The 24,128-nt window shown below is 64.4% G+C and carries 23 protein-coding genes and 4 pseudogenes; 16 read left to right on the forward strand and 11 right to left on the reverse strand.

Annotated features, from left to right (window positions below; genetic code table 11):
- Window positions 1–68: 68 nt before the first annotated feature.
- The 3 genes and pseudogenes from F7R02_RS20155 to rpe form a co-directional block, all read right to left on the reverse strand.
- The gene (locus F7R02_RS20155; RefSeq protein ID WP_235900940.1) at window positions 69–485 is read right to left on the reverse strand and encodes an Arm DNA-binding domain-containing protein; all 417 of its coding nucleotides are present in this window, start codon (window positions 483–485) and stop codon (window positions 69–71) included.
- 323 nt (window positions 486–808) lie between these two features.
- Window positions 809–1,301: pseudogene (locus F7R02_RS20165) on the reverse strand (GNAT family N-acetyltransferase).
- Window positions 1,298–1,999 carry a ribulose-phosphate 3-epimerase gene (rpe, locus tag F7R02_RS20170; RefSeq protein ID WP_172397279.1) on the reverse strand — a complete coding sequence of 234 codons (702 nt, stop codon included), beginning with the start codon at window positions 1,997–1,999 and terminating at the stop codon, window positions 1,298–1,300. The pseudogene F7R02_RS20165 and the gene rpe overlap by 4 nt, the downstream one beginning before the upstream one ends.
- A gap of 255 nt (window positions 2,000–2,254) precedes the next feature.
- Here rpe and F7R02_RS20175 point away from each other — a divergent pair, with 255 nt between their 5' ends.
- Window positions 2,255–3,103, forward strand: a complete 849-nt coding sequence (locus F7R02_RS20175; RefSeq protein WP_078591054.1) for an outer membrane protein — start codon at window positions 2,255–2,257, stop codon at window positions 3,101–3,103.
- A 139-nt stretch (window positions 3,104–3,242) separates the two neighbouring features.
- Here F7R02_RS20175 and F7R02_RS20180 read toward each other — a convergent pair whose 3' ends face one another.
- Window positions 3,243–3,572 (reverse strand): J domain-containing protein, encoded by a 330-nt coding sequence (locus tag F7R02_RS20180; protein ID WP_005912611.1) that lies wholly within the window; start codon window positions 3,570–3,572, stop codon window positions 3,243–3,245.
- 207 nt (window positions 3,573–3,779) lie between these two features.
- Here F7R02_RS20180 and F7R02_RS20185 point away from each other — a divergent pair, with 207 nt between their 5' ends.
- The 5 genes and pseudogenes from F7R02_RS20185 (at window position 3,780) to F7R02_RS20205 (ending at window position 8,071) form a co-directional block, all read left to right on the forward strand.
- Window positions 3,780–4,706, forward strand: coding sequence for a phosphoribosylaminoimidazolesuccinocarboxamide synthase (locus F7R02_RS20185; protein WP_003483031.1), 927 nt, complete (start codon window positions 3,780–3,782; stop codon window positions 4,704–4,706).
- A gap of 239 nt (window positions 4,707–4,945) precedes the next feature.
- The gene (locus F7R02_RS20190) at window positions 4,946–5,353 is read left to right on the forward strand and encodes a hypothetical protein (RefSeq protein ID WP_439333440.1); all 408 of its coding nucleotides are present in this window, start codon (window positions 4,946–4,948) and stop codon (window positions 5,351–5,353) included.
- A pseudogene (locus tag F7R02_RS20195) lies at window positions 5,320–5,463 on the forward strand (peptidoglycan-binding protein); the annotation flags it as partial. The gene F7R02_RS20190 and the pseudogene F7R02_RS20195, both read left to right, overlap by 34 nt.
- 429 nt (window positions 5,464–5,892) lie before the next feature.
- Window positions 5,893–7,490: pseudogene (locus F7R02_RS20200) on the forward strand (M4 family metallopeptidase).
- 98 nt (window positions 7,491–7,588) lie between these two features.
- Window positions 7,589–8,071: an Mpo1 family 2-hydroxy fatty acid dioxygenase gene (locus F7R02_RS20205; RefSeq protein ID WP_078584405.1), complete on the forward strand. Its 483-nt coding sequence runs from the start codon at window positions 7,589–7,591 to the stop codon at window positions 8,069–8,071.
- A gap of 291 nt (window positions 8,072–8,362) precedes the next feature.
- Here F7R02_RS20205 and F7R02_RS20210 read toward each other — a convergent pair whose 3' ends face one another.
- Window positions 8,363–9,265, reverse strand: a complete 903-nt coding sequence (locus tag F7R02_RS20210; RefSeq protein ID WP_003486354.1) for an NAD-dependent epimerase/dehydratase family protein — start codon at window positions 9,263–9,265, stop codon at window positions 8,363–8,365.
- 167 nt (window positions 9,266–9,432) lie between these two features.
- On the opposite strand from F7R02_RS20210, the gene F7R02_RS20215 reads away from it, so the two are divergent.
- The 6 genes from F7R02_RS20215 to F7R02_RS20240 are packed head-to-tail and all read left to right on the forward strand — an operon-like array spanning window position 9,433 to window position 15,376.
- A complete protein-coding gene (locus F7R02_RS20215) occupies window positions 9,433–12,261 on the forward strand; it encodes a monovalent cation/H+ antiporter subunit A (RefSeq protein WP_078518412.1) in 2,829 nt (942 codons plus the stop codon).
- Window positions 12,261–12,635 carry a Na+/H+ antiporter subunit C gene (locus F7R02_RS20220; RefSeq protein WP_003486358.1) on the forward strand — a complete coding sequence of 125 codons (375 nt, stop codon included), beginning with the start codon at window positions 12,261–12,263 and terminating at the stop codon, window positions 12,633–12,635. Before F7R02_RS20215 ends, F7R02_RS20220 begins: the two co-directional genes overlap by 1 nt.
- Complete coding sequence (locus tag F7R02_RS20225; RefSeq protein ID WP_011050331.1) at window positions 12,632–14,176, forward strand: monovalent cation/H+ antiporter subunit D; 1,545 nt, start codon at window positions 12,632–12,634, stop codon at window positions 14,174–14,176. The genes F7R02_RS20220 and F7R02_RS20225 overlap by 4 nt, the downstream gene beginning before the upstream one ends.
- Entirely contained in the window at window positions 14,173–14,679 is a 507-nt protein-coding gene (locus F7R02_RS20230; protein WP_007967828.1) for a Na+/H+ antiporter subunit E, read from the forward strand. Before F7R02_RS20225 ends, F7R02_RS20230 begins: the two co-directional genes overlap by 4 nt.
- Window positions 14,676–14,960, forward strand: a complete 285-nt coding sequence (locus tag F7R02_RS20235; RefSeq protein ID WP_003486364.1) for a K+/H+ antiporter subunit F — start codon at window positions 14,676–14,678, stop codon at window positions 14,958–14,960. The genes F7R02_RS20230 and F7R02_RS20235 overlap by 4 nt, the downstream gene beginning before the upstream one ends.
- Complete coding sequence (locus tag F7R02_RS20240) at window positions 14,957–15,376, forward strand: Na+/H+ antiporter subunit G (RefSeq protein WP_005912632.1); 420 nt, start codon at window positions 14,957–14,959, stop codon at window positions 15,374–15,376. Before F7R02_RS20235 ends, F7R02_RS20240 begins: the two co-directional genes overlap by 4 nt.
- 427 nt (window positions 15,377–15,803) lie before the next feature.
- Here F7R02_RS20240 and F7R02_RS20245 read toward each other — a convergent pair whose 3' ends face one another.
- Complete coding sequence (locus tag F7R02_RS20245; protein ID WP_078584411.1) at window positions 15,804–16,418, reverse strand: lectin; 615 nt, start codon at window positions 16,416–16,418, stop codon at window positions 15,804–15,806.
- Window positions 16,419–16,582: 164 nt separating this feature from the next.
- Between F7R02_RS20245 and F7R02_RS20250 the strand changes: the two genes are divergently transcribed.
- Window positions 16,583–17,137 carry a hypothetical protein gene (locus F7R02_RS20250; RefSeq protein WP_033483987.1) on the forward strand — a complete coding sequence of 185 codons (555 nt, stop codon included), beginning with the start codon at window positions 16,583–16,585 and terminating at the stop codon, window positions 17,135–17,137.
- Window position 17,138: 1 nt separating this feature from the next.
- Window positions 17,139–17,322 (forward strand): annotated as a pseudogene (locus tag F7R02_RS27000) (hypothetical protein).
- A gap of 145 nt (window positions 17,323–17,467) precedes the next feature.
- Here F7R02_RS27000 and hmgA read toward each other — a convergent pair.
- The 3 genes from hmgA to hppD form a co-directional block, all read right to left on the reverse strand.
- Window positions 17,468–18,781 carry a homogentisate 1,2-dioxygenase gene (gene hmgA / locus F7R02_RS20260; RefSeq protein WP_338066751.1) on the reverse strand — a complete coding sequence of 438 codons (1,314 nt, stop codon included), beginning with the start codon at window positions 18,779–18,781 and terminating at the stop codon, window positions 17,468–17,470.
- Between the two features lie 99 nt (window positions 18,782–18,880).
- Entirely contained in the window at window positions 18,881–19,273 is a 393-nt protein-coding gene (locus tag F7R02_RS20265) for an endonuclease domain-containing protein (protein WP_078518409.1), read from the reverse strand.
- Between the two features lie 156 nt (window positions 19,274–19,429).
- Window positions 19,430–20,545, reverse strand: a complete 1,116-nt coding sequence (gene hppD, locus F7R02_RS20270) for a 4-hydroxyphenylpyruvate dioxygenase (RefSeq protein ID WP_005931586.1) — start codon at window positions 20,543–20,545, stop codon at window positions 19,430–19,432.
- A gap of 123 nt (window positions 20,546–20,668) precedes the next feature.
- Here hppD and F7R02_RS20275 point away from each other — a divergent pair, with 123 nt between their 5' ends.
- Window positions 20,669–21,157, forward strand: a complete 489-nt coding sequence (locus F7R02_RS20275) for a MarR family winged helix-turn-helix transcriptional regulator (protein ID WP_005912639.1) — start codon at window positions 20,669–20,671, stop codon at window positions 21,155–21,157.
- A 377-nt stretch (window positions 21,158–21,534) separates the two neighbouring features.
- Here the strand turns inward: F7R02_RS20275 and F7R02_RS20280 are convergent, their stop codons facing one another.
- Together F7R02_RS20280 and F7R02_RS20285 are read right to left on the reverse strand one after the other, a co-directional pair.
- Complete coding sequence (locus tag F7R02_RS20280) at window positions 21,535–22,125, reverse strand: thioredoxin family protein (protein ID WP_005912641.1); 591 nt, start codon at window positions 22,123–22,125, stop codon at window positions 21,535–21,537.
- 11 nt (window positions 22,126–22,136) lie between these two features.
- Window positions 22,137–23,657 (reverse strand): peptide MFS transporter, encoded by a 1,521-nt coding sequence (locus F7R02_RS20285; protein WP_078589870.1) that lies wholly within the window; start codon window positions 23,655–23,657, stop codon window positions 22,137–22,139.
- 284 nt (window positions 23,658–23,941) lie between these two features.
- Between F7R02_RS20285 and F7R02_RS20290 the strand changes: the two genes are divergently transcribed.
- On the forward strand, window positions 23,942–24,128 hold a 187-nt coding region (locus F7R02_RS20290), incomplete at its 3' end, for a transposase (RefSeq protein ID WP_151210039.1).

A 24,128-nucleotide genomic window follows, 5' to 3' on the forward strand; every position in this document is an offset into this window, starting at 1 on the left:
CGCGCCGGGTCTGCTTGCGCTTGCCCAGGCCCTCAGCGTCACCGAACGTCAGCTGCATAGATGATCCTCTACATGATGAGGCGGGTAGTGTCGCGTATCTGTGGTGCGTTGTTCAGAGCTTCCTTAGGGGAGAAGCGCTCTATCCATTCCACCGCCACCGATTGGAACGTCGTCGCCATTTCGATACCGCGCGTGAGCTTTTCCTGCCGCCGCAGTGCAGCCGGGTCAACTCCCTTGTCCAACAGCGACTTCACTTCGCTGCGGCGTACACGTGCCTGAGCACTGGTCACGTCGGGATAGCTTCCGATGGACATTAGCTGCTCTTTCCCCGCAAAGCGGTACTTCAGACGCCAGAGCCTTGCCCCACTGGGCCGCAGCTCCAAGTACAAACCGCCACCATCAAAAAGCCGGTTGCCTTTTCCGTCGGGGTTGTAGCGACTCTTGCGGAAAACTAGCTCTGCGAGAGGGGCGGTGCGTTTGGCCATTGGGCATTCAATCGTCGTGTACGGCGCAAACTCAGCCATCAACACCAAGCTGCAGCCTAACGGCCGAGGTAGTGCGGCTTCTGCACCTGGGGGTATCGGGGCGACAAGGATACCCCCAAACATCATCAGATTAAATCGGACCGCTTAGGACGGATAAGTACAAATCCCTTCCCAATCATGGAGATGGAGCCACTTGATTAGGCCACTGTAGGACGCTATGGGACAACTATTATCAGGCAGGATCAGCCTCCAGTTTTCTTGAAGGCCGCTTCCTCGGAAGCGGCCTTTCTTTTGCGTGGTCCTGACGTCCCGGCGCGCCCGGCTCAGCCGCCCGCAGCAAACGCGGCCAGCCGTTCGCCGTCGAGCCGGTACACGGTCCAGCCGTCCATCGGGCGCGCACCGACTGCCTTGTAGAAGTCGATGGCCGGCTGGTTCCAGTCCAGCACCGACCATTCGAACCGCCCGCAGCCACGCTGCACGGCCAACTGCGCCAAGTGCCGCAACAGCGCAAGGCCCGCGCCCTTGCCGCGCGCTTCCGGACGCACGAACAGGTCTTCCAGGTACAGGCCGTTGCGGCCCAACGCAGGTGGAATAGTTGAAGAAATACACCGCAAATCCCAGCGCCTGACCGTCCTGCTCGCAGATCAGCGCGTGCGCGGTGGCGCCGTCGTCGAACAGACTGGCGCGCACATCCTCCAGGCTGGCCTTGACCGCATCCGGCTCGCGCTCATACACCGCCAGCGCGGTGATGAGTTCATGCAGCAGCGGCACATCCGCAGGCGTTGCGCTGCGGATCTGTGGCGCGGGCCGGCTCATCGCACCGCATCCACCGCCGCGCGCATCTGCGCAATCACCTGCGCATAGTCGGGCGCATTGAAAATGGCCGAGCCGGCGACGAAGGTGTCCGCGCCAGCGGCGGCAATCGCACCGATGTTGTCGGCCTTGACGCCGCCATCGATCTCCAGCCGGATCGGCTTGCCCGTCGCGTCGATCTTGCTGCGGATGGCACGCAGCTTGTCCAGCGCAGACGGGATGAAGGCCTGCCCGCCGAAGCCCGGGTTGACCGACATCACCAATACCAGGTCCAGCTCGGGCAGCACCCAGTCCAGGATGTCCACCGGCGTGGCCGGGTTGAGCACCAGCCCGGCCTGGCAGCCGTGCGACTTGATCAGCTGGATCGTGCGGTGCACGTGGCGGCTGGCTTCGGGGTGGAAGCTGATGGTGGTGGCACCGGCGTCGGCGAAATCCGGCACGATGCGGTCCACCGGCTCGACCATCAGATGCACGTCGATCGGCGCGGTGATGCCGTGCTTGCGCAGCGCCTGGCACACCATCGGGCCGATGGTGAGGTTGGGCACGTAGTGGTTGTCCATCACGTCGAAGTGCACCCAGTCGGCACCAGCCTTGAGGACGTTGTTCACTTCCTCGCCCAGACGGGCGAAATCGGCGGACAGGATGGACGGGGCGATCGCCGTCAGTTGCATGGGCAGCTCGGAAAAATGCAGGAGCGCCATTGTCGCAACCGTGGCCCGGCGAGGAAAGCCGAATGCCGCCGGGCGCTTGGGGCCCGCGCCACGGGTAGGCCGCCGATATCACCGCAGGCGCTTGGGCCGGCAGCTCGCAGTCAGTGCGCGATCGGGCACCTGCCCGCTGCATCGATGGCTCTGCCGCTGTGCAATTCCGTCCCAGTGTCGGCCAAAGTGCATCCAGAGCGGACGCGAGCGCGTACGTACCTGACCGGCGCGCCGCGCCAGATGCAAGGAGATCGCATGAAACCCACCCCGCTCGCTTCCGCCGCTCTCGTCCTGCTCGTCCTGCTCGTCCTGGCCCCCTCGGCCTGGGCGCAATCCGGTCCTGCCGACTGGTCCGGCTTGTCCATCGGTGCCAACGTCGGCGGTGCCGATCCGGCCGGCGTCTCCGGTGGCCGCTTCGGCTTCGATACCAATCTGGATGGCCGCGACGGCGACCAGGTCGGCACCGCGACCGGTGCCGATGCGTTCTCGCCCGGTTTCTGCGGTGGCGCAGCGGCGGGGCGCACTCCGGCCAGTGGCTGTAGCAAGGACAAGGGCGGTGCCGAATACGGCGCACGGCTGGGCTACGACTGGCAGGCCGGCAACTGGGTGTATGGCGTGGTCGCCGAATACACCCGCAACGATGTCCGCGACAGCGTCAGCGCCTTCAGCACGACACCCGCGTTTTATACCTTCACCCGCCAGCTCAACCGCACTGCGGCGTTGCGCGGCCGCATCGGCTACGCCTTCGGCACGCAGGGCGATTACCTGGCCTACATCACCGCCGGTGTGGCGCGTGGCGAATTCGACCACAGCTTCGCCAGCAGCAATACCGCCAACAGCTTCACCAGCAGTGGCGGCGACAGTGCCGATGGCTACCAGGCCGGCATCGGCCTGCAACGGCGCTTGAGCGACAAGGTCTCGGTCGGCGTGGAATATCTGTTCACCCGCCTGCAGGACGACGACACCCGCGTGCGCGTCGGGCCCGGCACCGCGCCGGCCACCAACCCCTTCCTACGCGTCAATCCGGCCGGTACCGACCTGCGTCGGACCGATACCGATGTTTCGACCAATGCGGTGCGCCTGACCGCGACCTACAGGTTCTGAGAGCCGGGTGCGTGCGTGCCCGCGGCGCCTGATCGTGATGATCAGGCGTTTTTTATTGGGTGAGGCCTTTCGATGTACCAGCGCTCTGCGCTGACGCCTGGCACTGCTTAACGCAGCGGTTTCGGCGCGCGGCCTTCGTTTAGCGCTTGCGCAGCCGTTGAATCCGGTCGTAGGCGGCGTTGATCTGGCTGGCCTTCTTTTCGGCCTGGCGGCGGGCTTCCGGGTCGGCGTTGGCGACCTTGTCCGGGTGGTAGCGCGACATCAGCCGGCGATAGGCCAGGTCGATCTCGGCGGTGGTGGCGTCCGGCTCCAGGCCCAGCGCTTCGTACGGATTTTCCGCGCGCCGTTTGAACCAGCCGGCGTCGACCGCGTGGCCGATCGCCAGCCCGATCATCAGCCCCACCACCGGCGCCCCGCGAAACAGCAAGGCGCCGGCCAATGCGCCGAGCAGTTTTCCGTACCAGGACATGGGGGCGATCGGGGCGGGAGGCGGGCTGGCGATCTTACCCGAACGCCCGCCCGGCCTGGCTGACGACTCCTGCACAGGCCCCACCGCGCGGGCTCCAATAAATTCTGCGGGAGGCGGCGAAGCGCCGTACACTACGCGGCCCGCTGCCTACCCGCGGGCCCGCCGGGTCCCGGGGACAGCGTCATAGCGACGTCCTTAGGAGTGCCTGTGTCGACCACGCTGTTGCAATCCGATCTGCCCGGCCTGCCGTTGCGTCACCGTGGCAAGGTCCGCGATGTCTTCGATATTCCCCGCGACCGCCTGCCCGCCGATGCGCCCCCGGGCGATTATCTGTTGATGGTGGCCACCGACCGCCTGTCCGCGTTCGACGTGGTGCTGCCCGACCCGATTCCCGGCAAGGGCGAGATGCTGTGCCAGGTGTCCAACTTCTGGTTCCACAAGACCGAACACCTGATGCCCAACCACCTGGTGGACATCCGCGTGGAGCAGGTGTTGCCCGAGGGCGTAGATCCGGCGTTGTACGCCAAACGCGCTGTGGTCACGCGCAAGCTCAAGCCGGTGCCGGTGGAAGCCATCGCACGCGGCTATGTGATCGGCAGCGGCTGGAAGGATTATCAGCGCACCGGCAAGATCAGCGGGATCGAATTACCCGACGGCCTGCGTCAGGCCGAGAAACTGCCCGAGCCGATTTTCACTCCTTCGACCAAGGCAGCGGTTGGCGACCACGACGAAAACATCGACTTCGATGCAATGGTCAAGACGGTCGGCGCCGAGCTGGCCGAACGCGTGCGCGATGCCACCTTGCGCATCTACCGTTTCGCCGCCGATTTTGCCGCCGAACGCGGCATCCTGCTGGCCGATACCAAGTTCGAATTCGGCACCGATGCCGACGGCCGGCTGTACATCATGGACGAGATGCTGACCCCGGATTCGTCGCGTTATTGGCCGGCCGACCAATACGAACCGGGCACCAGCCCGCCGAGCTACGACAAGCAGTTCGTGCGCGATTATCTGGAAACCCTGGACTGGGGCAAGACCGCGCCCGGCCCGCGCCTGCCGGCCGACGTCATCGATCGCACGCGTGCGAAATATGCCGAAGCGCTGCAGCGGCTGGCGGGTATTTCGGTGGATTGATTGCGTAGCCCCGATTAAAAGGGGCGAGGCGGCGCACTACGCAGACGCCGCTTTGACTCGGAGCGCCGACATTCTCGGCGCCTCGAGTTCTCGACTACCGACTGAAGGCCAGGTTGGTGGTTGCGCGTGAAGCTTCATGACGGCGACTGCACATACTCGCATCTAACTGACTTCCACCACGCTCGCCGCGATGGTGTGTTCTCTTGCCCAGTCAGGTCGCAATGACCCAGTTAAGCCACTTGTTCCGCGCGTTGCCTGCCTTGCGCAGCGCAATCATTCCCGGTCTAGCACTCGCGCTGAGCGCCTGCACTGCCGGCGAATCTGCACCCCACGCCGTTCCCACATCAGCACCGCCAGCACCTGCGAAAAACAACGCGTCCGCAGCATTGCAGGTCAACGCCAGACTTGCCGCGCTGATACAGGCCACTGGCGTCACCTGCACGGATGCAACGACTGCAAACGGATGCACAGCTGGCACTGTCGACAGTGGTGATTTTTACGATGTGGAGTTTTCGCCCGATTGCGGCAATGAGGGATTTTTCGCCGGCGTAGCCCAGGCGAACGGAGTAGATCTATTGAACGTTGTGCCCAGCACCGGCAGCAGCGCAACAGCACCACGCCGGGCTTCCGTGCGGCGGTGGACCTGAACCAACCTGCCCCGACACTTGAGCAAACCAGTGCACAGTTGCTGGCTGGTCAGTCGCAGCAGCAACAGGCCCAGCAAGAACAGCAGAAGGTTGCGATGGGCGGTCGCTGATCTTTCGGCGATAGATCAAAGGACGCCGGCCAGGACATTGGCCGGCGTTTTTGTTTCCACATGCGCTGTGGCCGGAACGGCATCATTGCGCCATCTGATCGTCTTTCAACGGCAAGCGCGTGCGGCGATGGGCACCGCAGCCCCCCCCAACGCGCTGGCGCAGCGATGCGGCGCAACGCCGTCTAGAATCGAGGCATTGCGCGCATGCTTGGCCGCAGCGGCCAATAACACGATGCATCCGCTGCGCCTCTGCGATGTGCGCCACAGCGAAAAGTGGCCGGGCGCACAGAACGCAACACATCCGTAATTTTTACTACTGTCCAGTTAGTGACTGTGCAAGCGTAGCTGCCGGCACCCAAGGTGCCATCGGCGACCGGCTGTCGGGGGGCTGCCGGTCTTTGCATTGCACGTTTTCTGGAGAGAGTCGTCATGCAATTCCATGTCCTGGGCGCGGCAATCTGCTGCGCGCTCTCGTTTTCTGCTGCCGCAAACGCTGCGGATATGTCGGCCAATGCCGCTGTGTCGCGCGCGCAATCGTTATTGGGGAACAACGCATCGGCATTGGCCAATCGCGCGCCGGCCGACGCCTTTATCGCACGCGACAGCATCGTCGATGCCGACGGCACCGAACATGTGCGTTTCGATCGCACCTATCAGGGTCTGCCGGTGATCGGTGGGGACGTGGTCGTGCACTCGTGTCGCGGTGTGATGCGTGAATTGAGCCAGACCATGGACACTACGGTGCGTCCGAGCCTGCTGCCGGGGATCAATGCGGCAACCGCATTGCGTGTGGCCGGTTCGCACTTCGATGTGGCGCAGGATGCCGCGCCGCGTGCGAGTCTGGCGCTGTATGCACGCCAAGGCGCGCCGCGCCTGGTGTACGAGGTAATTTACAGCGGCGTCAAACCCGACCAGACACCGACCGAGATGCATTACATCGTCGATGCGGTGACCCAGCGCATCCTCGAATCCTGGGATACCGTGCATACCGCCTGTAGCGGCGGCACCAGCGCCGCTGGCACAGGACGTTCGTTGTATGCGGGCAGCGTGACGGTGAACACCACGCGCTGCAGCAGCACCAGCTACGAACTGACCGATCTCAGTCGCGGCAGCGGTGCGACCTACAACATGCGCAACAGCACCTCCGGTAATGGCACGCTGGTCACCGATGCCGACAATGCCTGGGGTAGCGGCACCACCGGCGATACGGTCACCGCAGCGGTCGATGCGCATTATGGCGTAGCGTTGACCTGGGACTATTACCGCACTACGCATTCGCGCACAGGCATTGCAAACGACGGCGCCGGTGCGCGAAGCCGGGTGCACTATGGTAGCCGCTACAACAACGCCTTCTGGCAGGACAGCTGTTTCTGCATGACCTTCGGCGATGGCGACGGCAGCACGTTCACGCCGCTGGTATCGGTGGATGTGGCCGGCCACGAGATGACCCACGGTGTGACCAGCCGGACCGCCGCTCTGACCTACTCGGGCGAATCGGGCGGTTTGAATGAGGCCACGTCCACATCATGGGCACCATGGTGGAATACTCCGCTGCCAACAGTGCCGAGCCGGGCAATTATCTGATCGGCGAGAAGATCATTCCCAACAACAGCACCGGGACACTGGCGTTGCGTTACATGTTCAAGCCAAGCCTGGATGGCAAATCGCCCGATTGCTACAGCAGCAGCCTGGGTTCGCTCAATGTGCACTACAGCTCGGGCGTGGCCAATCATTTCTACTATCTGCTGGCCGAAGGGGCGGTGGTGCCGAGCGGGTTCGGCTCGGGCACCAGCTACAATCTGACCCCGACCAGTCTGGTCTGCAACGGCTCCACGGCGCTCACGGCGATCGGCCGCGCCGCGGCCAGCCGTATCTGGTATCGCGCACTGACGGTGTACATGACCTCGTCCACCAACTACGCGGCGGCCCGTCGGGCCACGCTGAGCGCGGCCACCGATCTGTACGGCAGCACGTCCACGCAATACCGCGCGGTAGCGGCGGCGTGGAGCGCGGTCTCGGTGAACTGACGGGCGCGTCCCTCGTCATGCCACCAAGGCGTGGCGGGGGGCACATCTGCCATGGCGCCATCCGCGCGCGTATGCTTGGGTCATTCCTGGGAGGGAACATGACCCAAAGCACCACGACCGCGCGACCGATCGAGCGCTATTTCGCCAGCTATTCCGACGATCATCAAAACGCGACCAATCAGCAGATCCACGTGCTGGCGGTGCCTGCAATCCTGTGGTCGGTGGTGGCGCTGTTGTGGTGCATCCCGGTCGGCGGCAGCTGGTTCAGCAGCGGCGTATGGGCCGCGCTGTCGATGTTTGCGGCGTGGTCGTACTACAACCGGCTGTCGCGCCCGCTGGGGCTGGGGATGCTGGGGATCTTCTTCTTCGGCTGTCTGTGCCGGTTGATCGAAGGCCGCATCGGGCTCGGGGGCCTGTTCACCACCGCGCTGACGGTATTCGTGTTGGCGTGGATTGCGCAGTTCGTCGGCCACAAGATCGAGGGCCGCAAACCGAGCTTTCTGACCGATCTGACCTATCTGCTGATCGGGCCGATCTGGGTGCTGGCCAAGGCATATCGCCAGCTGGGCTGGCGCTACTAGAGCGTGTGATGCACGTTGAGATGAGATGCGTTGGCCGCCAGCGGTGCGGCGCGGGTGCTGCGTGGCGCCGGCTTGGCTGGCGCCAAGGCAAGCCGCGCGACGCCCGCGCCATGCCGCTGACGGCCAGCCCTCCGGAAGCGCCCTGTGGCGCGTCGATACTGCGTTGCGCGCTTTGCCCAGGCAGCCAGCCTGGGCAAAGCACATGCCTTGTCTCGACGCGCCACAGGACGCGTCGCACTCACCTCAAAGGACATAACCCGCTCTAAGCGCGGCCGGCAGACCAGCCAGGCATCACTCGCCGATTCCGAGCTCTTCCGGCAGTGGGCGAAATGCGCGCGGCGCGTAGCCGAAATCGCGGCGTGCCGGCTCCAGATCGAACACCAAGTCCTCGCGCATGCGCTGTAGCGCGGCGGCATTCAAGCCCCGCAGGCGGCCCAGGCGTTGCGCTGCGGTGAGTGCAAGACCGAACAGGCTCGGCGGCACCTGATACAGACGTGCAGCCCGTGGCAGCGCTTCCAGTACGCGCTCCACCATCTGCGTGTACGCCAGCACTTCGCCGCCGCCCACGGCATAACTGCGCTGCTGGGTGGCCGGCTGGCCAACCACCGCCAGAGCCGCGCTGGCCAGATCGTCCACATGCACTGGCTGGCGCAGGCCAGTCGCGTTGGCCGGCAGTACGAACGCACCGGTGCGCTGCGCCAGCCCGGCGATCTGGGTTAGCGTTTTGTCGCGTCCGGCGCCATAGACCAAGGTCGGGCGCAGCACGGTGGCACTGGCCCCACGCGCGAGAGCGGCGGAAAACAGCGCCTGTTCGGCATTGGCCAGACGCTGGGCCACGTCGCGCTCGGCCGCATCGATGGAGTGTTCCTTGACCTCAACGCTGGTGGAACCGAACGCGACGATGCGCGGCGCTACCACCGGGTTCTCGGCATACCAGCGTGCGAAGTGGTCGAGCGGACCGCAACTGAAGATCACCTCGAACGCCTCGCCGGCAGCTGCCGGTACGGCCAGATCGCCCTGCCGCCAGACCAGCCCGGAACGCGCCGCGCGCGTCTGTCGCGACCATGCCGTCACCTGCCAGCCGCGGCTCAACAATCGGGTCAGCAGACGTTCGCCGATCTGACCGCTGCCACCGAAGACCAGGGCGCGCGGCGCAGATGCAGCGGTGGACGGAGCGGGATTGGCGGCAGTCACGGGGCAGCTACGCAGGCATGAATACCTGCAGCATACCGAGTGCGGCCCGGCGATGTGCAGCCAATCCGGCCTTGCTTCCGGGCTGCACGCCGCGGCGGCGTTGACGCGGGCGTCAGTCAACGGTTTGTTAAGCTCTCTGGCCTGCTCGCGAATCTTGTGTTCCCTGCATGCCTTTCTCGTTGGAAATTCTGCTGGCGCTGCCGTTCGTGATGGCCGCTGCCGCTGCGCTGCGCTGGCGCACGTCCCGTTCGATCACTGCGTGGTTGGCTGCGGCCGCGCCGTTGGCCGGGCTGGTGGTGCTGGCGCTGTTGACGCCAGCGGTGCTGCGCGGCGAGCTGATTGCCAGCGACCATGCGTGGCTGCCGCAGATCGGCTTGATGTTTTCGTTGCGGCTCGATGGGCTGGCGTGGATGTTTGCGCTGCTGGTGCTGGGCATCGGCGCGCTGGTGGTGCTGTATGCGCACTATTACTTGAGCGCACGCGATAGCGCGTCGCGCTTTTTCGCTTATTTATTGCTGTTCATGGGCGCAATGCTCGGCATGGTGCTGGCCGGCAACCTGCTGTTGCTGATGGTGTTCTGGGAACTCACCAGTATCAGCTCGTTCCTGTTGATCGGGTTCTGGTCGCACCGCAAGGACGCGCGCGAGGGCGCACGCATGGCGTTCGTACTGACTGCCGGCGGCGGCTTGGCCTTATTGGGCGGCGTGTTGATGATCGGCCGCATCGTCGGCAGTTTTCAGCTGGATGCGGTGTTGGCCGCCGGCGATGTGATCCGCGCCAGCCCGCTGTATCCGTACGCGCTGGGCTTGGTGTTGCTGGGCATCTTCACCAAGAGCGCGCAGTTCCCGTTCCACTTCTGGTTGCCGCACGCAATGGCGGCGCCCACGCCGGTGTCGGCGTATCTGCATTCGGCCACGATGGTGAAGGCCGGCGTATTTTTGCTGGCGCGCTTGCATCCGGCGCTGGCCGGCACGGATCTGTTTTTCTATACGGTGACCAGCATCGGCGCGATCACGGTGTTGTTGGGCGCCTGGCACGCCATCTTTCAGCACGATCTCAAGGGCGTGCTGGCGTACTCGACCATTTCGCACCTGGGCCTGATCACGATGCTGTTCGGCCTGTCCACGCCGATGGCGGTGGTGGCCGGCGTGTTCCACCTCATCAACCACGCGGTATTCAAAGCGTCGTTATTCATGGCCGCCGGCATCATCGACCATGAGACCGGCACGCGCGACATGCGCAAGCTGGGCAATCTGCGCCGGTTGATGCCGGTGACCAGCGCATTGGCCATCATCGCCTCGCTGGCCATGGCCGGTATTCCGCTGCTCAACGGCTTCTTGTCGAAGGAAATGTTCTTCGCCGTTGCCCTGGATACCGAAGCGCCGCAACTGATGCGCATCCTGGCCAGCACGGCTGCGTTGCTGGCCGGCCTGCTGGGCGTGGCGTACAGCCTGCGCTTCGTGCACGACACCTTCTTCGGCGATGGTCCGCGCGAGCTAGACACCACGCCGCACGAGCCACCGCGCTGGATGCGGATTCCGGTGGAGGTGCTGGTGCTCATCTGTGTGGCGGTGGGCATCGTGCCAGCGTGGACAGTGGCGCCCGTACTGCGCGCCGGTGCCACCGCGATCCTGGGCGACCGGCTGCCCGACTACAGCCTGGCGCTGTGGCATGGCGTCAATTTGCCGTTGGCGATGAGCGTTGCCGGCATCGTCGGCGGTGCGTTGTTGTACATCGCACTGCGTCGCACGCTGGATCTGTACGCGATCCAGAACCGTTCGCCGGGCAAGGCGATGTTCCAGTGGAATTTACGTGCCCTATTCGCTGCCACCGCACGCATGACCGACGCGGTCACCAACGGCAACCTGCAGCGCATGTTGATGCTGCTGGTGCTAAGCGCCGTCGTGGTGGCGCTGGTGCCATTCCTGCAAGGCGGTACATTGCCGCAATGGCCTGCACCCATGCCAATGCCGGCACTGGGTTGGATGGTGTGGTTGTTGATGATCGCATGCGCCCTGGGCAGCCTGTTCCTGTACAAGCAGCGCCTGCTGGCGGTGCTGGTGCTCGGCGGCACCGGGCTGGCGGTCAGCCTGACGTTCGTGTTCTTGTCGGCGCCGGATCTGGCACTGACGCAGTTGCTGGTGGAAATGGTCACGCTGGTGCTGATGCTGCTGGCGATGAACTATCTGCCGGAGCGCTCGTTGCCCGAACGTGCGCGGCTGCGCAAGATTCGCGATGCGGCCATCGCCATCGTCGGCGGCGCGGGTCTGGCGGCATTGGCGTATACCTTGATGACGCAACCCAGCCATTCGGTCGCCGGCGAACTGCTGCAACGTGCCCTGCCCGAAGCGTATGGGCGCAATGTGGTCAACGTGATCCTGGTGGATTTTCGCGGCTTCGATACCTTTGGCGAGATCACCGTCTTCGCCATTGCCGGGCTGGTGGTGCACGCCTTGTTGCGCCGCGCGCGCATGGCACCGGAGCGCACCATGCCGGGGCCGCCGATCAAGTTGCCTGTGCCGGCCGATCTGGCGCAGATCATGTTCCCGCTTACGCTCACGGTGTCGCTGTTCCTGTTCCTGCGTGGGCACAACGCGCCGGGCGGTGGCTTCATTGCCGGGCTGGTGCTGGCAGTGCCATTGCTGATGCAGTACGTGATTCAGGGGGCGGCCTCGGTGGAGTCGCGCTTTGGTTTCGACTACATCCGCCTGATCGGCATCGGCTTGTTGTGCGCGCTGGTCAGCGGCGCAGGCTCGCTGGTCTTCGGGCTGCCGTTCCTGAGCAGTGGACATCTGGAAATTCCGCTACCGCTGTTGGGCGAGCTGGAACTGGCCAGTGCACTGGGCTTCGATATCGGCGTGTATCTGGTGGTGTTCGGTGCGGCGATGTTGGTGCTGTCGATGATGGGCACGATCAAACCCTCGCGTACGCGCAGTTCCCAGCGCGGCGAGATCGACCCCACCCAACGTTCGACACGTACCGCGGAGCAGCATTGATGGAATTGGCAGTGGCAAGCGCGATCGGCGTCCTCACCGCATTGGCGATCTATCTGCTGCTGCGCGCGCGCAGCTTCGATGTGATCCTGGGCATGACCTTCCTGTCGTACGCCACCAACCTGCTGATCTTTGCCGGTGGGCGCTTGCGCAGCGGCCAGGCGCCGGTGCTGCGCGACGGCGTGCCGGCCGAGCTGATGCATCACAGCGACCCGCTCCCGCAGGCCTTGGTGCTGACCGCCATCGTGATTGCGTTTGCGATGACGGCCGTGAGCCTGGTGCTGGCGATCCGCAGCCGTAGCGACAACGGCAGCGACCACGTGGATGCGCACGAAGATGCCGCGACCGGCACGGATCCGCGGCAGGCCCGGCGATGAACCATCTGCTGATCCTGCCCATCCTGATCCCGATGCTGGGCGCGTCGGCGTCATTATTTGTCGAACACCGCCGCTATGGGCCACGCGTGCAGCGCAGCGTGGCCTGGGTCAGCATGGCCTTGTTGGCCGCAGCGGTCATCGCCTTGTTCGCACGCGCTGCCGACGGCGAGATCCTGGTCTATCTGCTCGGCGACTGGCCGGCGCGCATCGGCATCGCGCTGCTGGGCGACCGCTTGTCGGCGTGGATGCTGTTGACGACCTTGATCCTGGGATCGGCGTGCCTGCTGCATGCATGCGCAGGCTGGGACCGGCGCGCACCGCATTTTCATGCGTTGTTCCAGTTCCAGCTGATGGGCTTGAACGGTGCGTTCCTGACCGGCGACATCTTCAATCTGTTCGTGTTCTTCGAAGTGATGCTCATCGCCTCCTACGGCCTGCTGCTCAGCGGTGGGCGCGGGTTGCAGATGCGGGTGGGCCTGCATTACGTGGTGTTCAACGTCTGCGCGTCGACGTTGTTCCTGATTGCGCTGGGCCTGCTGTTCGGTGTCTTCGGCACGCTCAACATGGCCGAGCTGTCGCAGCGCATTGCCGATCTGCCGGCGCAGGATGTGCCGTTGGCAAAGGCCACGCTGGGCTTGTTGCTGCTGGTGTTCTGCAGCAAGGCCGCGTTGCTGCCGCTGTATCTGTGGCTGCCGGAAACCTATTCGCGCGCACCGGCGGCGGTGGCCGCATTGTTCGCCATCATGACCAAGGTAGGGTTGTATGCAACGCTGCGGGTGTCCTCGTTGTGGTTTGGCGCCGGTGCCGGCGCGCTGCACGGCTTCGGTCGCCATGCGCTGTTGTGGCTGGGCATCGCGACGCTGCTGATGGCCGCGTTCGGGGTGATGGCCGCATCGCGGCTGCGGGTGATGGTGTCGTACCTGGTGGTGTTTTCGGCAGCGACCCTGTTCATCGCGTTTTCGCTGGACGATGCCGGCGCACTGGGCGCAGGGCTGTATTACCTGCCGCACAGCAGCTTTGTGGCCGCTGCGTTGTTCATGGTGTCGGACCTGATCCGCCGCCGCCGCGGCAGTGCCAGCGACCGCAAGGAAGTGGTGGCGCCACTGCCGGGGCGGGCCATTCCAGGCACGATGTTCATGATTGCCGCGGTGGCGGTGGCCGGGTTGCCGCCGCTGCCCGGCTTTCTGGCCAAGGCGGCGTTGCTGCAGCACGTGCCCCAGGGCCTGGTCGGGCCGGTGTGGGGCGCGGTGCTCGGCAGTAGCCTGCTGGTCGTGATCGGCCTCACCCGCGCCGGCGTGCGGTTGTTCTGGCGGGTGCCGGCCGCGGCGGAAAATGCGCCGGAACTGCAACCGCCGCGACGTGGCCGCATGCGTCCGGTGGAGACCGCCGCCACGGTGCTGTTGCTAGGCGGGTTGGTTGCGATGACCGGCGCCGCAGGTCCCTTGATGCATTACACCGATGCGGCCGCTGCGCAGTTGCGCGACCCCGGCGCGTATGTGGACCAGATACGCGCCACCACGCCGCAACGGAGGCAGCCATGAACACGCGTCTGCCACTGCGTCGCCGCGTATTCCCATCGCCGCCGCTGAGCGTAACGGTCTTCGTCTTCTGGCTGCTGCTCAGCGATAGCTTCGGCCCGCAGCAATGGGTCTTGGGCATGCTGCTGGGCGTGGTGGTGCCGATCTTCGCGGCGCGACTGGACCGCGAGTTCGCACAGATCGGCTCGTTGCGCTCGGTGCCGCGCATGCTGCTGGTGGCCGCGGGCGACATCGTGCGCTCCAACATCAAGGTGGCTGCGCAGGTGCTCGGACCCGAATCGCGTATCCATCCCGGCTTCATCTGGGTACCGCTGGATATCGCCAACATTCACGGCATCGCCGCGTTGACCAGCATGATCACGCTGACGCCGGGGACCGTCTCGGCCGCGCTGTCGGACGACCGTAAATATCTGCTGGTGCACGTGCTGCATCTGGACGATCCGGAGGCCTTGATTGCCGAGATCAAGACCCGCTACGAAAAGCCCCTGATGGAGATCTTTCCATGACCGGCCACATGTTCATCGAATCGACCATCGTGATCTGCATGCATGCGGTGGGCCTGGCCATCCTGATGGCCTTGTGGCGGCTGCTGCGCGGGCCGACCGTGCCGGACCGCATCCTGGCGCTGGATACGCTCTCGGTCACCGCCATCGCCGAATTGATGCTGCTGGGCATGTATCTGGATTCACCGATCTATTTCGAGGCTGCCCTGGTCATTGCGATGCTGGGCTTCGGCAGCACCGTGGTGCTGAGCAAATACGTGCTGCGGCGGAGCATCGTCGAATGATCGCCTTCACCGAATACCTACTCAGCGCCTTGCTGCTGGCGGGCACGTTCTTCATCCTGATCGGCGCTTTTGGCCTGGTGAAGCTGTCGGATTTTTTCAAGCGCCTGCATGCACCGACCAAGGCGAGCACGCTGGGCGTGGGCTGCGTGCTGCTGGCCTCGGTGGGCTACCACCTGTTTCTGGGTGTGGACCCGCAACCGCGCGAATTGCTGATCACCGTGTTCCTGTTCATCACCGCACCGATCAGCGCGCACTTGATGGCTAAGGCGGCGCTGTCGCTGATGATGGAAGACCGCCCGGAAGTGCCGAACCACGGCGACGCGCAGCAGGAAGGGTTGCCGCAGGTCAAAGGCGATGTTGGCGAGAACGAAGACACCGAGAAGCAGCATCCGGGGCCTGCGTCGGAGGGTGGCTAAGGCGTTGTTGCTCGGCCTGGATGGCTTACGATCAGATTCCGCACCTGCTCAGCACCTTCTCAACGGCGCGACCAGCTGACGCGGTAGTCAGCGCATGACGCATCGACTCACGAGCGCTCACTTCATGCGCTCGCAACCGCAGATGGGCATGCAATCGCGTCGTGACGCGACCCAACGATCATGCAAAGCGCAACGCCACCGTTGCGCAGAGCGATTCTCTGACAGCCCACCATCGCTAACCGGCGCGCCCCATGGGCCGATCGGGTGACGTCCATGCTGGTCCACGTTGCCGCAGCCTGACACTCGAGCCATTGCGCGGCCGATACAGGTGGAAGCGAGCTGTCGTATCGCAGCAGGAATTACCCACCCTCCCCGAGCGCAGGATACAAACGCCTGCGCAATACGACACCACCATTAACCTCGCATTTCAGCCGCAGCCTTCGACGTAATCCACCTGCGGCGGTTTGCCTACGCGCCAGCTGGCGACTTTACCGTCTGCATCGGTCTCGAACACCAGCGCGGTCTGCGTGGCTGCGCCGGGCAGGCGCAGCGTCAGCGCGCCTGGAATGTACTTATGCGGCTGCTCGGTCAGGCCGTCGGGGTACAACGCACGCAACTGCGCCAGGTTCATGCCGACCTTGCCGCCGCCCGGCGCCGTCTCCTTCGGTTCGCTGGTCTGGAAGCGCACCAACTGCCCGCCTTCGAACATGAAGCCGAAGCGACGCGCATCGCTGGTCCACTGTGGGCGCAGCAGGTAACAGCCATCATCGGCTGCCGCTTCGCCCCGCAAATCCCCACCCCAGGCAGCCCGCGCCTGGCTGGCATCCATCCCGAAGCGCAGATCGCCATAGCCATCCATGCGCGCAAGCGCAGCGGGGTCCGGCTGTGTGTGCGGTGGAAATGTGCCAGCTGGCGCCGTAGCCGGTGGGACGGTGGCGGCCGGTTGGTCGTCAGCGGCCGCAACCGGTGCGTGGTCGGCGCTGGCGGGCGCGGGCGATTGGTCGGCGCGGTTGCAGGCGGTCAGTACGAGCAATGCGCTCATCAGGCCCAACAATCTGGATGTCATCTGTGCATTCCCTGGACGTGCGCTACAGCGTACACAGCTGCCATCGCGACCATGTGGAGAGCGTGCGACACACCGTCGCAGTCATGTCATCGGCGCTTCATTGGCGGGCGTCACGCTGTTGGCTTCGCAGGACCGCCGCCATGATCCCACGCAAGACCGAGCTCGCCCTGACCACGCTGCAATCGCACCGCAGCCCGCTGACGCTGCTGCAACGGCGCGCGTTGATCCTGGCCGACGGCCAGCGCGATCTGGCGACGCTCGCCATGCTGCTGGGCGGCGACGGCACTGCCTTGCTGCATAGCCTGTGCGCGATGGGGTATCTGGATCTTGGTACCGCTGCGGGCGGCGCTGCGGGTCAGGCGCGCAGTACGGCAGCCACCGCCGCGCTGCCCGATGTGGACCAAGCAGGTATGCCCCGGCCGGACGCAGGGCCCACCGACGAAGAGCTGCAGCGCCTGCGCCGCCGCGCAGCGACCAATGCACGCCTGTACCTGCTCGATATCCTGCAGTTGCAACGCAATGCCCTCGCCGCTGCGCTGCATCGGCAACTGCACGCCGCGCGCGACGAAGATCAGATCAGCACGACCATCGCCGAGGCGTTGCAGGCCCTGCCGCAGATCACCTCGGCGAGCTATGCCGAACGCGTCCGCACACGGATCGGCGAGCTGCTGCCGGAGGCGTTGCAAGCCGCGTGATCTGGCAGTCTTGGCCAGCGCGCGCCGACTGGCGCTTGCCGAGTCGCTCAACACGCAGCGAGGGCTGGAGCTGATCGCTGCATCACCGCAACGACAGCAGCCCGCGCACCGGCAGCACCGATCGCAATCACAGCGCCGACGCGCAGACAGCGCAGCTGCAGCACCGCGGCTGCGGTCTGGCTTGAGCGCAGCTGAAACCCTGCTGTTCGGCCGCCAGGCGCAGGCGGCTGGTACTCGGGACAGGTAGCTAGCCGCCATCCACGCCATGCACTCTGTGCCTGAGCAACGTCCGCACCAACTGACAATTGCTTACGAGATTTTGGTTGCGCGCTAGGTTGCGTCTTCCGTTATCGGCGGTTGAAATGCAGCGCGTAGTCCGGACCAGCACTGCTGGTAATCGGCTTGCCGATGGGCGGCGCTCAATGCCTGCTGCGTAGGGCGCAACACCGCACGCGTTTCGAACATGAAGGCCATGGTGTCGGCGATCACGTCCGGGCGCGTGAGATCTGCCTGTGAAGCCTTGTCGAAGGTGGCCGCATCCGGGCCGTGCCCGCTCATGCAGTTATGCAACGAGGCGCCACCGGGCGCGAAGCCTTCGGCCTTGGCGTCGTAGACGCCATGCACCAGGCCCATGAATTCGCTGGCGACGTTGCGATGGAACCACGGCGGACGGAAGGTGTGCTGTGCTACCAGCCAACGCGGCGGGAAGATCGCAAAATCCATGTTCGCAGTCCCGTGCGTGTCGCTGGGCGAGGTCAGCACGGTGAAGATGCTGGGATCGGGATGATCGAAACTGATCGAGCCGATGGTGTTGAAGCGACGCAGGTCGTAACGATAGGGCGCGTAATTGCCGTGCCAGGCGATGACATCCAGCGGCGAGTGACCGATGTCGGCACGCCAGAGATGGCCCTGGAATTTGGCCACCAGTTCGAACGTGCCTTCGCGTTGTTCGAAGGCGGCATGCGGCGTTTCGAAATCGCGCGGATTGGCCAGGCCATTGGCGCCGATCGGCCCCAGATCGGGCAGGCGCAGCAGGCCGCCAAAGTTTTCGCACACATAGCCGCGCGCGGCGGCGTCCAGCAACTCGACGCGAAAGCGCATGCCGCGTGGAATCACACCAATCTGCTGCGGTTCCAGCGCCAGCACGCCCAGCTCGGTATGCACGCGCAGCCGGCCCTGCTGCGGCACCAGCAGCAGCTCGCCGTCGGCGTCGTAGAAGAAGCGATCCTGCATGGAGGCGTTGGCCGCATACACATGCACGCCAACGCCGGACATCGCTTCGGGCCCGCCATTGCCGGCCATGGTGTAGAGGCCGTCGACAAAATCGGTGGGCACCGACGGCAGTGGCAATGGGCTCCAGCGCAACTGATCCGGCGGCACCGGGCCCGCACCGAAATCGTTATGGAAGTGCGACTGCTCGACCAGCGAGAAGCTGCCATGCACGGCGGCAGGGCGAATGCGATACAACCAGCTGCGCCGATTTTGACCACGCGGCGCCGTGAACGCGGTGCCGGACAGCTGCTCGGCATACAAGCCGTGCGCCACACGCTGCGGTGAGTTCTGGCCGACCGGTAGACTGCCGGCCACCGCCTCGGTTGCGAACTCATTGCCGAAGCCGGTCATGTAACGCAGGTCGTTGTGCATGGGTGCGTCCGGATGTTGATCCGCCCTCCATGACAGCAGAAGGTTGGGATCGCGTTGGATCAAGCCGCTCTTACCGAAAAAGAGCTGAAGCCTGGCGAATCAAGCCCCTCTCCCACCGGGAGAGGGGTTGGGGTGAGGGTACGGCGTAGCGACCATCTTGCAGATCGTCTCAACCACCGCATCCAGCGAAAGCAATACATCATTGTTCCAGAAGCGCAGTACTGTCCATCCTTGTGATTGAAGCCACTGCGACCTTGCCTGATCGCTAGAAGCATCGTGCTGCGATCCGTCCAACGCGATGATCAAGCGTCTTTCGATGCAACAAAAATCTGCGATGTAGGGCGGAATCGGATGCTGGCGCCGGAACTTCAAACCGTGCAGCTGCTTGCTACGTAAACAGCGCCACACTGCACGCTCTGCATCGGTCATCGTTGTACGTAATGCGCGTGCATGGGTGCGTGTGGCAGTGGGTAACGGCGGTTTGATTTTCATCGCTCCACCGTACCCTCACCCCAACCCCTCTCCCGTGGGGAGAGAGGCTTTGAGCGCGTGCGGTCTTACGGATTCTCTTGTCAGACAACCAAGGCCCGCTGAAGTGGCGCTTGAAGATCTTGCCTTAAGCGAATCACCAACCCCTAACCCCCGCCCTCAAAGCACCCCACGCTTCATCTGATCGCGCTCGATGCTTTCGAACAGCGCCTGGAAATTGCCTTCGCCAAAGCCTTCGTTTCCCTTGCGCTGGATGATCTCGAAGAAGATCGGGCCGATGCAGTTGGTGGTGAAGATCTGCAGCAGTTTGCGCTGTTTGGTATCGGGGTCGGCGTCGATCAGGATCTTGTTGCGGCGCAGGCGTTCGACATCTTCGCCATGCGCGGGGATGCGCAGGTCCACCACATCGAAATACGTGTCCGGCGTATCCAGGAAACTCACGCCGGCGGCGCGCATCTTTTCCACGCTGGTGTAGATGTCGTCGGTAAAACAGGCGATGTGCTGGATACCTTCGCCCTGGTACGCATCCAGATACTCGTTGATCTGGCTCTTGGGGTCGGAAGATTCGTTGAGCGGGATGCGCACGATGCCGTCCGGCGCAGTCATCGCCTTGGACACCAGGCCGGTCTTGGCGCCCTTGATGTCGAAATAGCGGATCTCGCGGAAGTTGAACAGGCGCTCGTAATAGTCCGACCAGCGCTGCATGTTGCCGAAGTACAGGTTATGGGTCAGGTGGTCGATGAAGGTCAGTCCGAAGCCGGCCGGGTGCTGGTCGGCACCGTCGATCGGCTCGAAATCGGCGTCATAGATGCTGCCGGCCTCGCCATAACGGTCCACCAGGTACAGCATGCAATCGCCGATCCCCTTGACCACCGGCGCCGGGACCGCGCGGGTGTCGGGCTTGTTCTGCACGGCTTCGCCGCCGTTGCCCAGCACCGTCTGCAGCACGGTCTCGGACGGGGTGCGGAAGCGGATGGCAAAGCCGCAGGCGCAGGGGCCGTGCGCGGCGGCGAAATCGGCAGCGAACGAATCGGGATCTTCGTTGAGCAGGAAGTTGACCCCGCCCTGGCGATAGACGGTAATGGGGCGGCTGCGATGACGCAGCACCGCGCTGAAGCCCATCTTGCGGAAATAATCGTGCAGTTGCTCCCCCTGGCCGGCCGGTGCGGCGAATTCGACGAATTCGAAGCCGTCGATGCCCATCGGATTGTCGAAGGTGGTGACCTGCATGCCAGGATCCGGGCGGGTCGCAGTGGTGTTCGGTTGTGCGCTCATCGTCGTTTCTCCACGCTTGGGGGGGCCGCAGGGCTATGCGGAGTAGCAGAAGACCCGCGAGAATGCGCAGGCCACCCTCGGTTTGTAGTTGCAAATGAAACCAAAATCAAGACACAGTGCAACATGAGCGATCTCGACAGCCCCCACCCGCCGCAACATCCCGTGCTGCTCAACCTCGAGCAGTTCCTGCCGTATCGCCTGAGCGTGCTGTCCAACCGTATCAGCAGCAACATCGCCAAGGTATACGGCGATCGTTACGGCATGGCGATTCCCGAGTGGCGGGTGATCACGATCCTGGCGCTATACCCGGGTTCGTCGGCCAGTGAGGTCTCCGACCGCACGGCGATGGACAAGGTCGCGGTCAGCCGCGCCGTGGCGCGCCTGCTGGAGCGCGGCTTCATCCGCCGCGAGACCCACGGCGACGATCGGCGCCGCTCGATGCTGGCGTTGTCGCCGGCCGGGCGGCAGGTCTACGAGACCGTTGCGCCGCTGGTCAACGAGATGGAGCAACGGTTGATGTCGGTGTTCAGCGCCGAAGAACAGCAGGTCCTGGAAAAGCTGATCGACCGGCTGGCCAAGGACGGGCTGCCGCGCATGGCCAGCAAGGACTGAGCAGCGCACGCTGGGAGCGAATGCGCGGTGCCTTGGTGCCGCGCAGGATCTGATCCAGTTGCAATCGATGCTGGCGTACGGCGCTGGTGCAGCACTGGCATCGATGCGGTGCCGCGGCACTGCAGTGGCGCGACTTCGATAGCTTGTCAGCGCGATCGGTCGCGCCTCTTCGCTGGCTCGCCAGCCGCGCATCGCCGCAGGACGTTACGCGCCGGTGTGCCCTGCCATCGCCAGCAAGCCCTCATTACCTCAGGCCAAGGCAGCGCTCGTCAAAGAGAAGACTGGCCGCGTGCGCGCCAGGCGATAGCCATCGCACGATGCAAAACAAAAACCCCCGCAGCAGTGCGGGGGTTTTTGTTTGACGCGTTCGCGCAGCATCAGGCCTGCGGTGGCGCCCACTGCTTGAGGAAGTCGAACAGCTTCTTGCGGTCGAAGCCCTCGCCCTTGCGCAACTCCGGGCCGGACTGCGTGGTCAGCAGCTTGCCGTCGCTATCCAGCACCAGCAGCGACGGGGCGTCGTTGAGCTGGGCGAACGCCGACAGGAAGGCGGCGTTTTCGTTGGCCGCATCGCGGTTGACCTTGACCACCACGAAGTGCGCGTCGCGGAAGCTGCGCAGCTCGGCATCGCCGCCCATCAACTCGTCCAGCGCCTTGCAGGGCTCACAGGCGGCATTGCCGACGTTGAGCACGATGCGCTTGCCGCCGCGCTTGGCCTCGACCTTGGCCGTCTCCAGATCGGCGGCCGGATCGCGCGAGGGGTCGTATTGCGCGTTGAGCGCGGCAGCCGCGGCGATGTCGGCCGCGGTCGGCGTATTGCCCGAGGACACCGGCTGGCTGGGATCGGCGCTGGGCGGCTTCTGCATTGAGGTATCCAACGGCTTCGGCGCGTCCTGCGGGCTGCTGGTCTGCCCGCAGGCGCTCAACAGACCGCTCAGCAGCAGGCCACAGACAAGGGGCTTGATCGGCATCGCTGTTCTCCTCACTTCACACCATGCATCAATTTATTGATCAGCGGCGCGATCAGGAACAGCAACGCGCCGGCGCCCACCAGCGCCCAGAACCCGAACGTATACCCACCCAGCGCCGAGGACACGCTCATGCCTTCGTTTCCGCTGACATGGCCGGCGAAAATGCCCGACAGGTTGTTGCCGATGCCGGTGGACAAAAACCAGCCACCCATGCCGAAACCGACCAGGCGTACCGGGGCCAGCTTGGTCACCATGGACAGGCCGATCGGCGACAGGCACAGCTCGCCGACCGACTGGATGACGTAGACCATGAACAAAGTCCAGAACGGGATCTTGCCGGCGTCGTTGACCAGGCTGGACAGCGCAAACATCAGCAGCAGGAAGGCCAGGCCGTTGAACAGCAGGCCCAGGCCGAACTTGCGCGGGATCGACGGATTGAAGCGGCCGGACTTGACCCAGATCCAGGCGATGACCGGTGCCAGCGCAATGATGGCGATGGAGTTCACCGACTGGAACCACGCGGTGGGGAAGGTCCAGCTGCCGAAGTTGCGGTTGACGATGTTGTCGGCCAGGAAGGTGAACGAGCTGCCGGCCTGTTCGAAGAACATCCAGAACAAGACGTTGAAGGCGAAGATGATCAGCATCGCAATCACCTTGTCGCGTTGCACCTTGCCTTCGCGGATGCCTTCCACCAGCAGCATCACCGACAGGCCGATGAACAGCACCGTCAGCACGATCTGCAACACATCCGCACCGACCGCGAGCAGGAAGTACACGCCCGGAATCGCCAGCAGGCAGCCCACCAGCACCATCAGCACACGGCCCATGCCCTGCGCGTTCGGCGCCGGTGCGCCGATGCCCTTGAGCTGGACGCGGCCGAACCAGAACCACACCAGGCTGATCAGCATGCCCACGCCGGAAGCCATGAACACAATCTTGTAGGACGGCATGACGTCGGTGCCGAACACCTTTTCGGCCAGCAACTGGGTCAACACCGGCGAGATCATCGCGCCCAGGTTGATGCCCATGTAGAAGATGGTGAAGCCGCTGTCGCGGCGCGGATCGGCCACCGAATACAGCTTGCCGACCATGGTGGAAATGTTCGGTTTGAACAAGCCGTTGCCGACCACCACGGTGGCCAGGCCGATCTCGAACATGGTGGGGTCGGGAATGGCGATCAGGAACAGGCCGGTCGCCATGACCGCGGCCCCGACCAGGATCGAGCGCTGGTAACCGAGCACGCGGTCGGCCACGTAGCCGCCGAAGATCGCCGCCGCGTACACCAGCGCCAGGTAGGCGCCATAGGTCCGCCCTGCCGGCGCCTGGCCGGTGGCATCGCCATTGAAAAACTGCGCCACGATGTACAACACCAGCGCCCAGCGAATGCCGTAGAACGCGAAGCGTTCCCAGAATTCGGTCATGAACAGCAACCACAACGGCCGCGGGTGGCCGAGCAACGTGGGGAACTCGGGGGGCGCCGGCGGCTGCGGCGGTTTGGAGGCGGATGTCGGCGCGGTCGCGTCAACGCTCATAGAGGTCCCTTGCGTATTCAGTGATGGCTGGGTGCACCGAGGCGAGCCCGGGCGACGCGCGAGGATCACTTAGACGTCATGTACGCGTCAAATTCGCCGGAGTCGGCGACCTGATGGCGGTGGGTGGGAAGAACCTCTGCACCGCCTCCCTTCTCCCGTTGGGAGAAGGTGCCCGAAGGGCGCATGAGGGTGCGATTTCGCGGATTGGTGCCGTTTGCGGAGATGTCCCCGTTAGCAACTAGGGCCTGTTAACACTAATGGCCCGAGCGATTAAACTATTGGGCATGGAGATCACGCCAGCACAATTTTCTCTGATCGAACACTGCCTGCCGGCGCAGCGCGGCAATGTCAGCATGACCAACCTGCAAGTGGTCAACGCCATCCTTTACGTTGCCGAGCATGGCTGCAAATGGCGCGGCCTACCCAAGCGCTTTGGCAACTGGCATACGGTCTACACACGCATGAACCGTT

It is taken from the genome of Xanthomonas cissicola (assembly GCF_008801575.1).
Classification (GTDB): domain Bacteria; phylum Pseudomonadota; class Gammaproteobacteria; order Xanthomonadales; family Xanthomonadaceae; genus Xanthomonas; species Xanthomonas cissicola.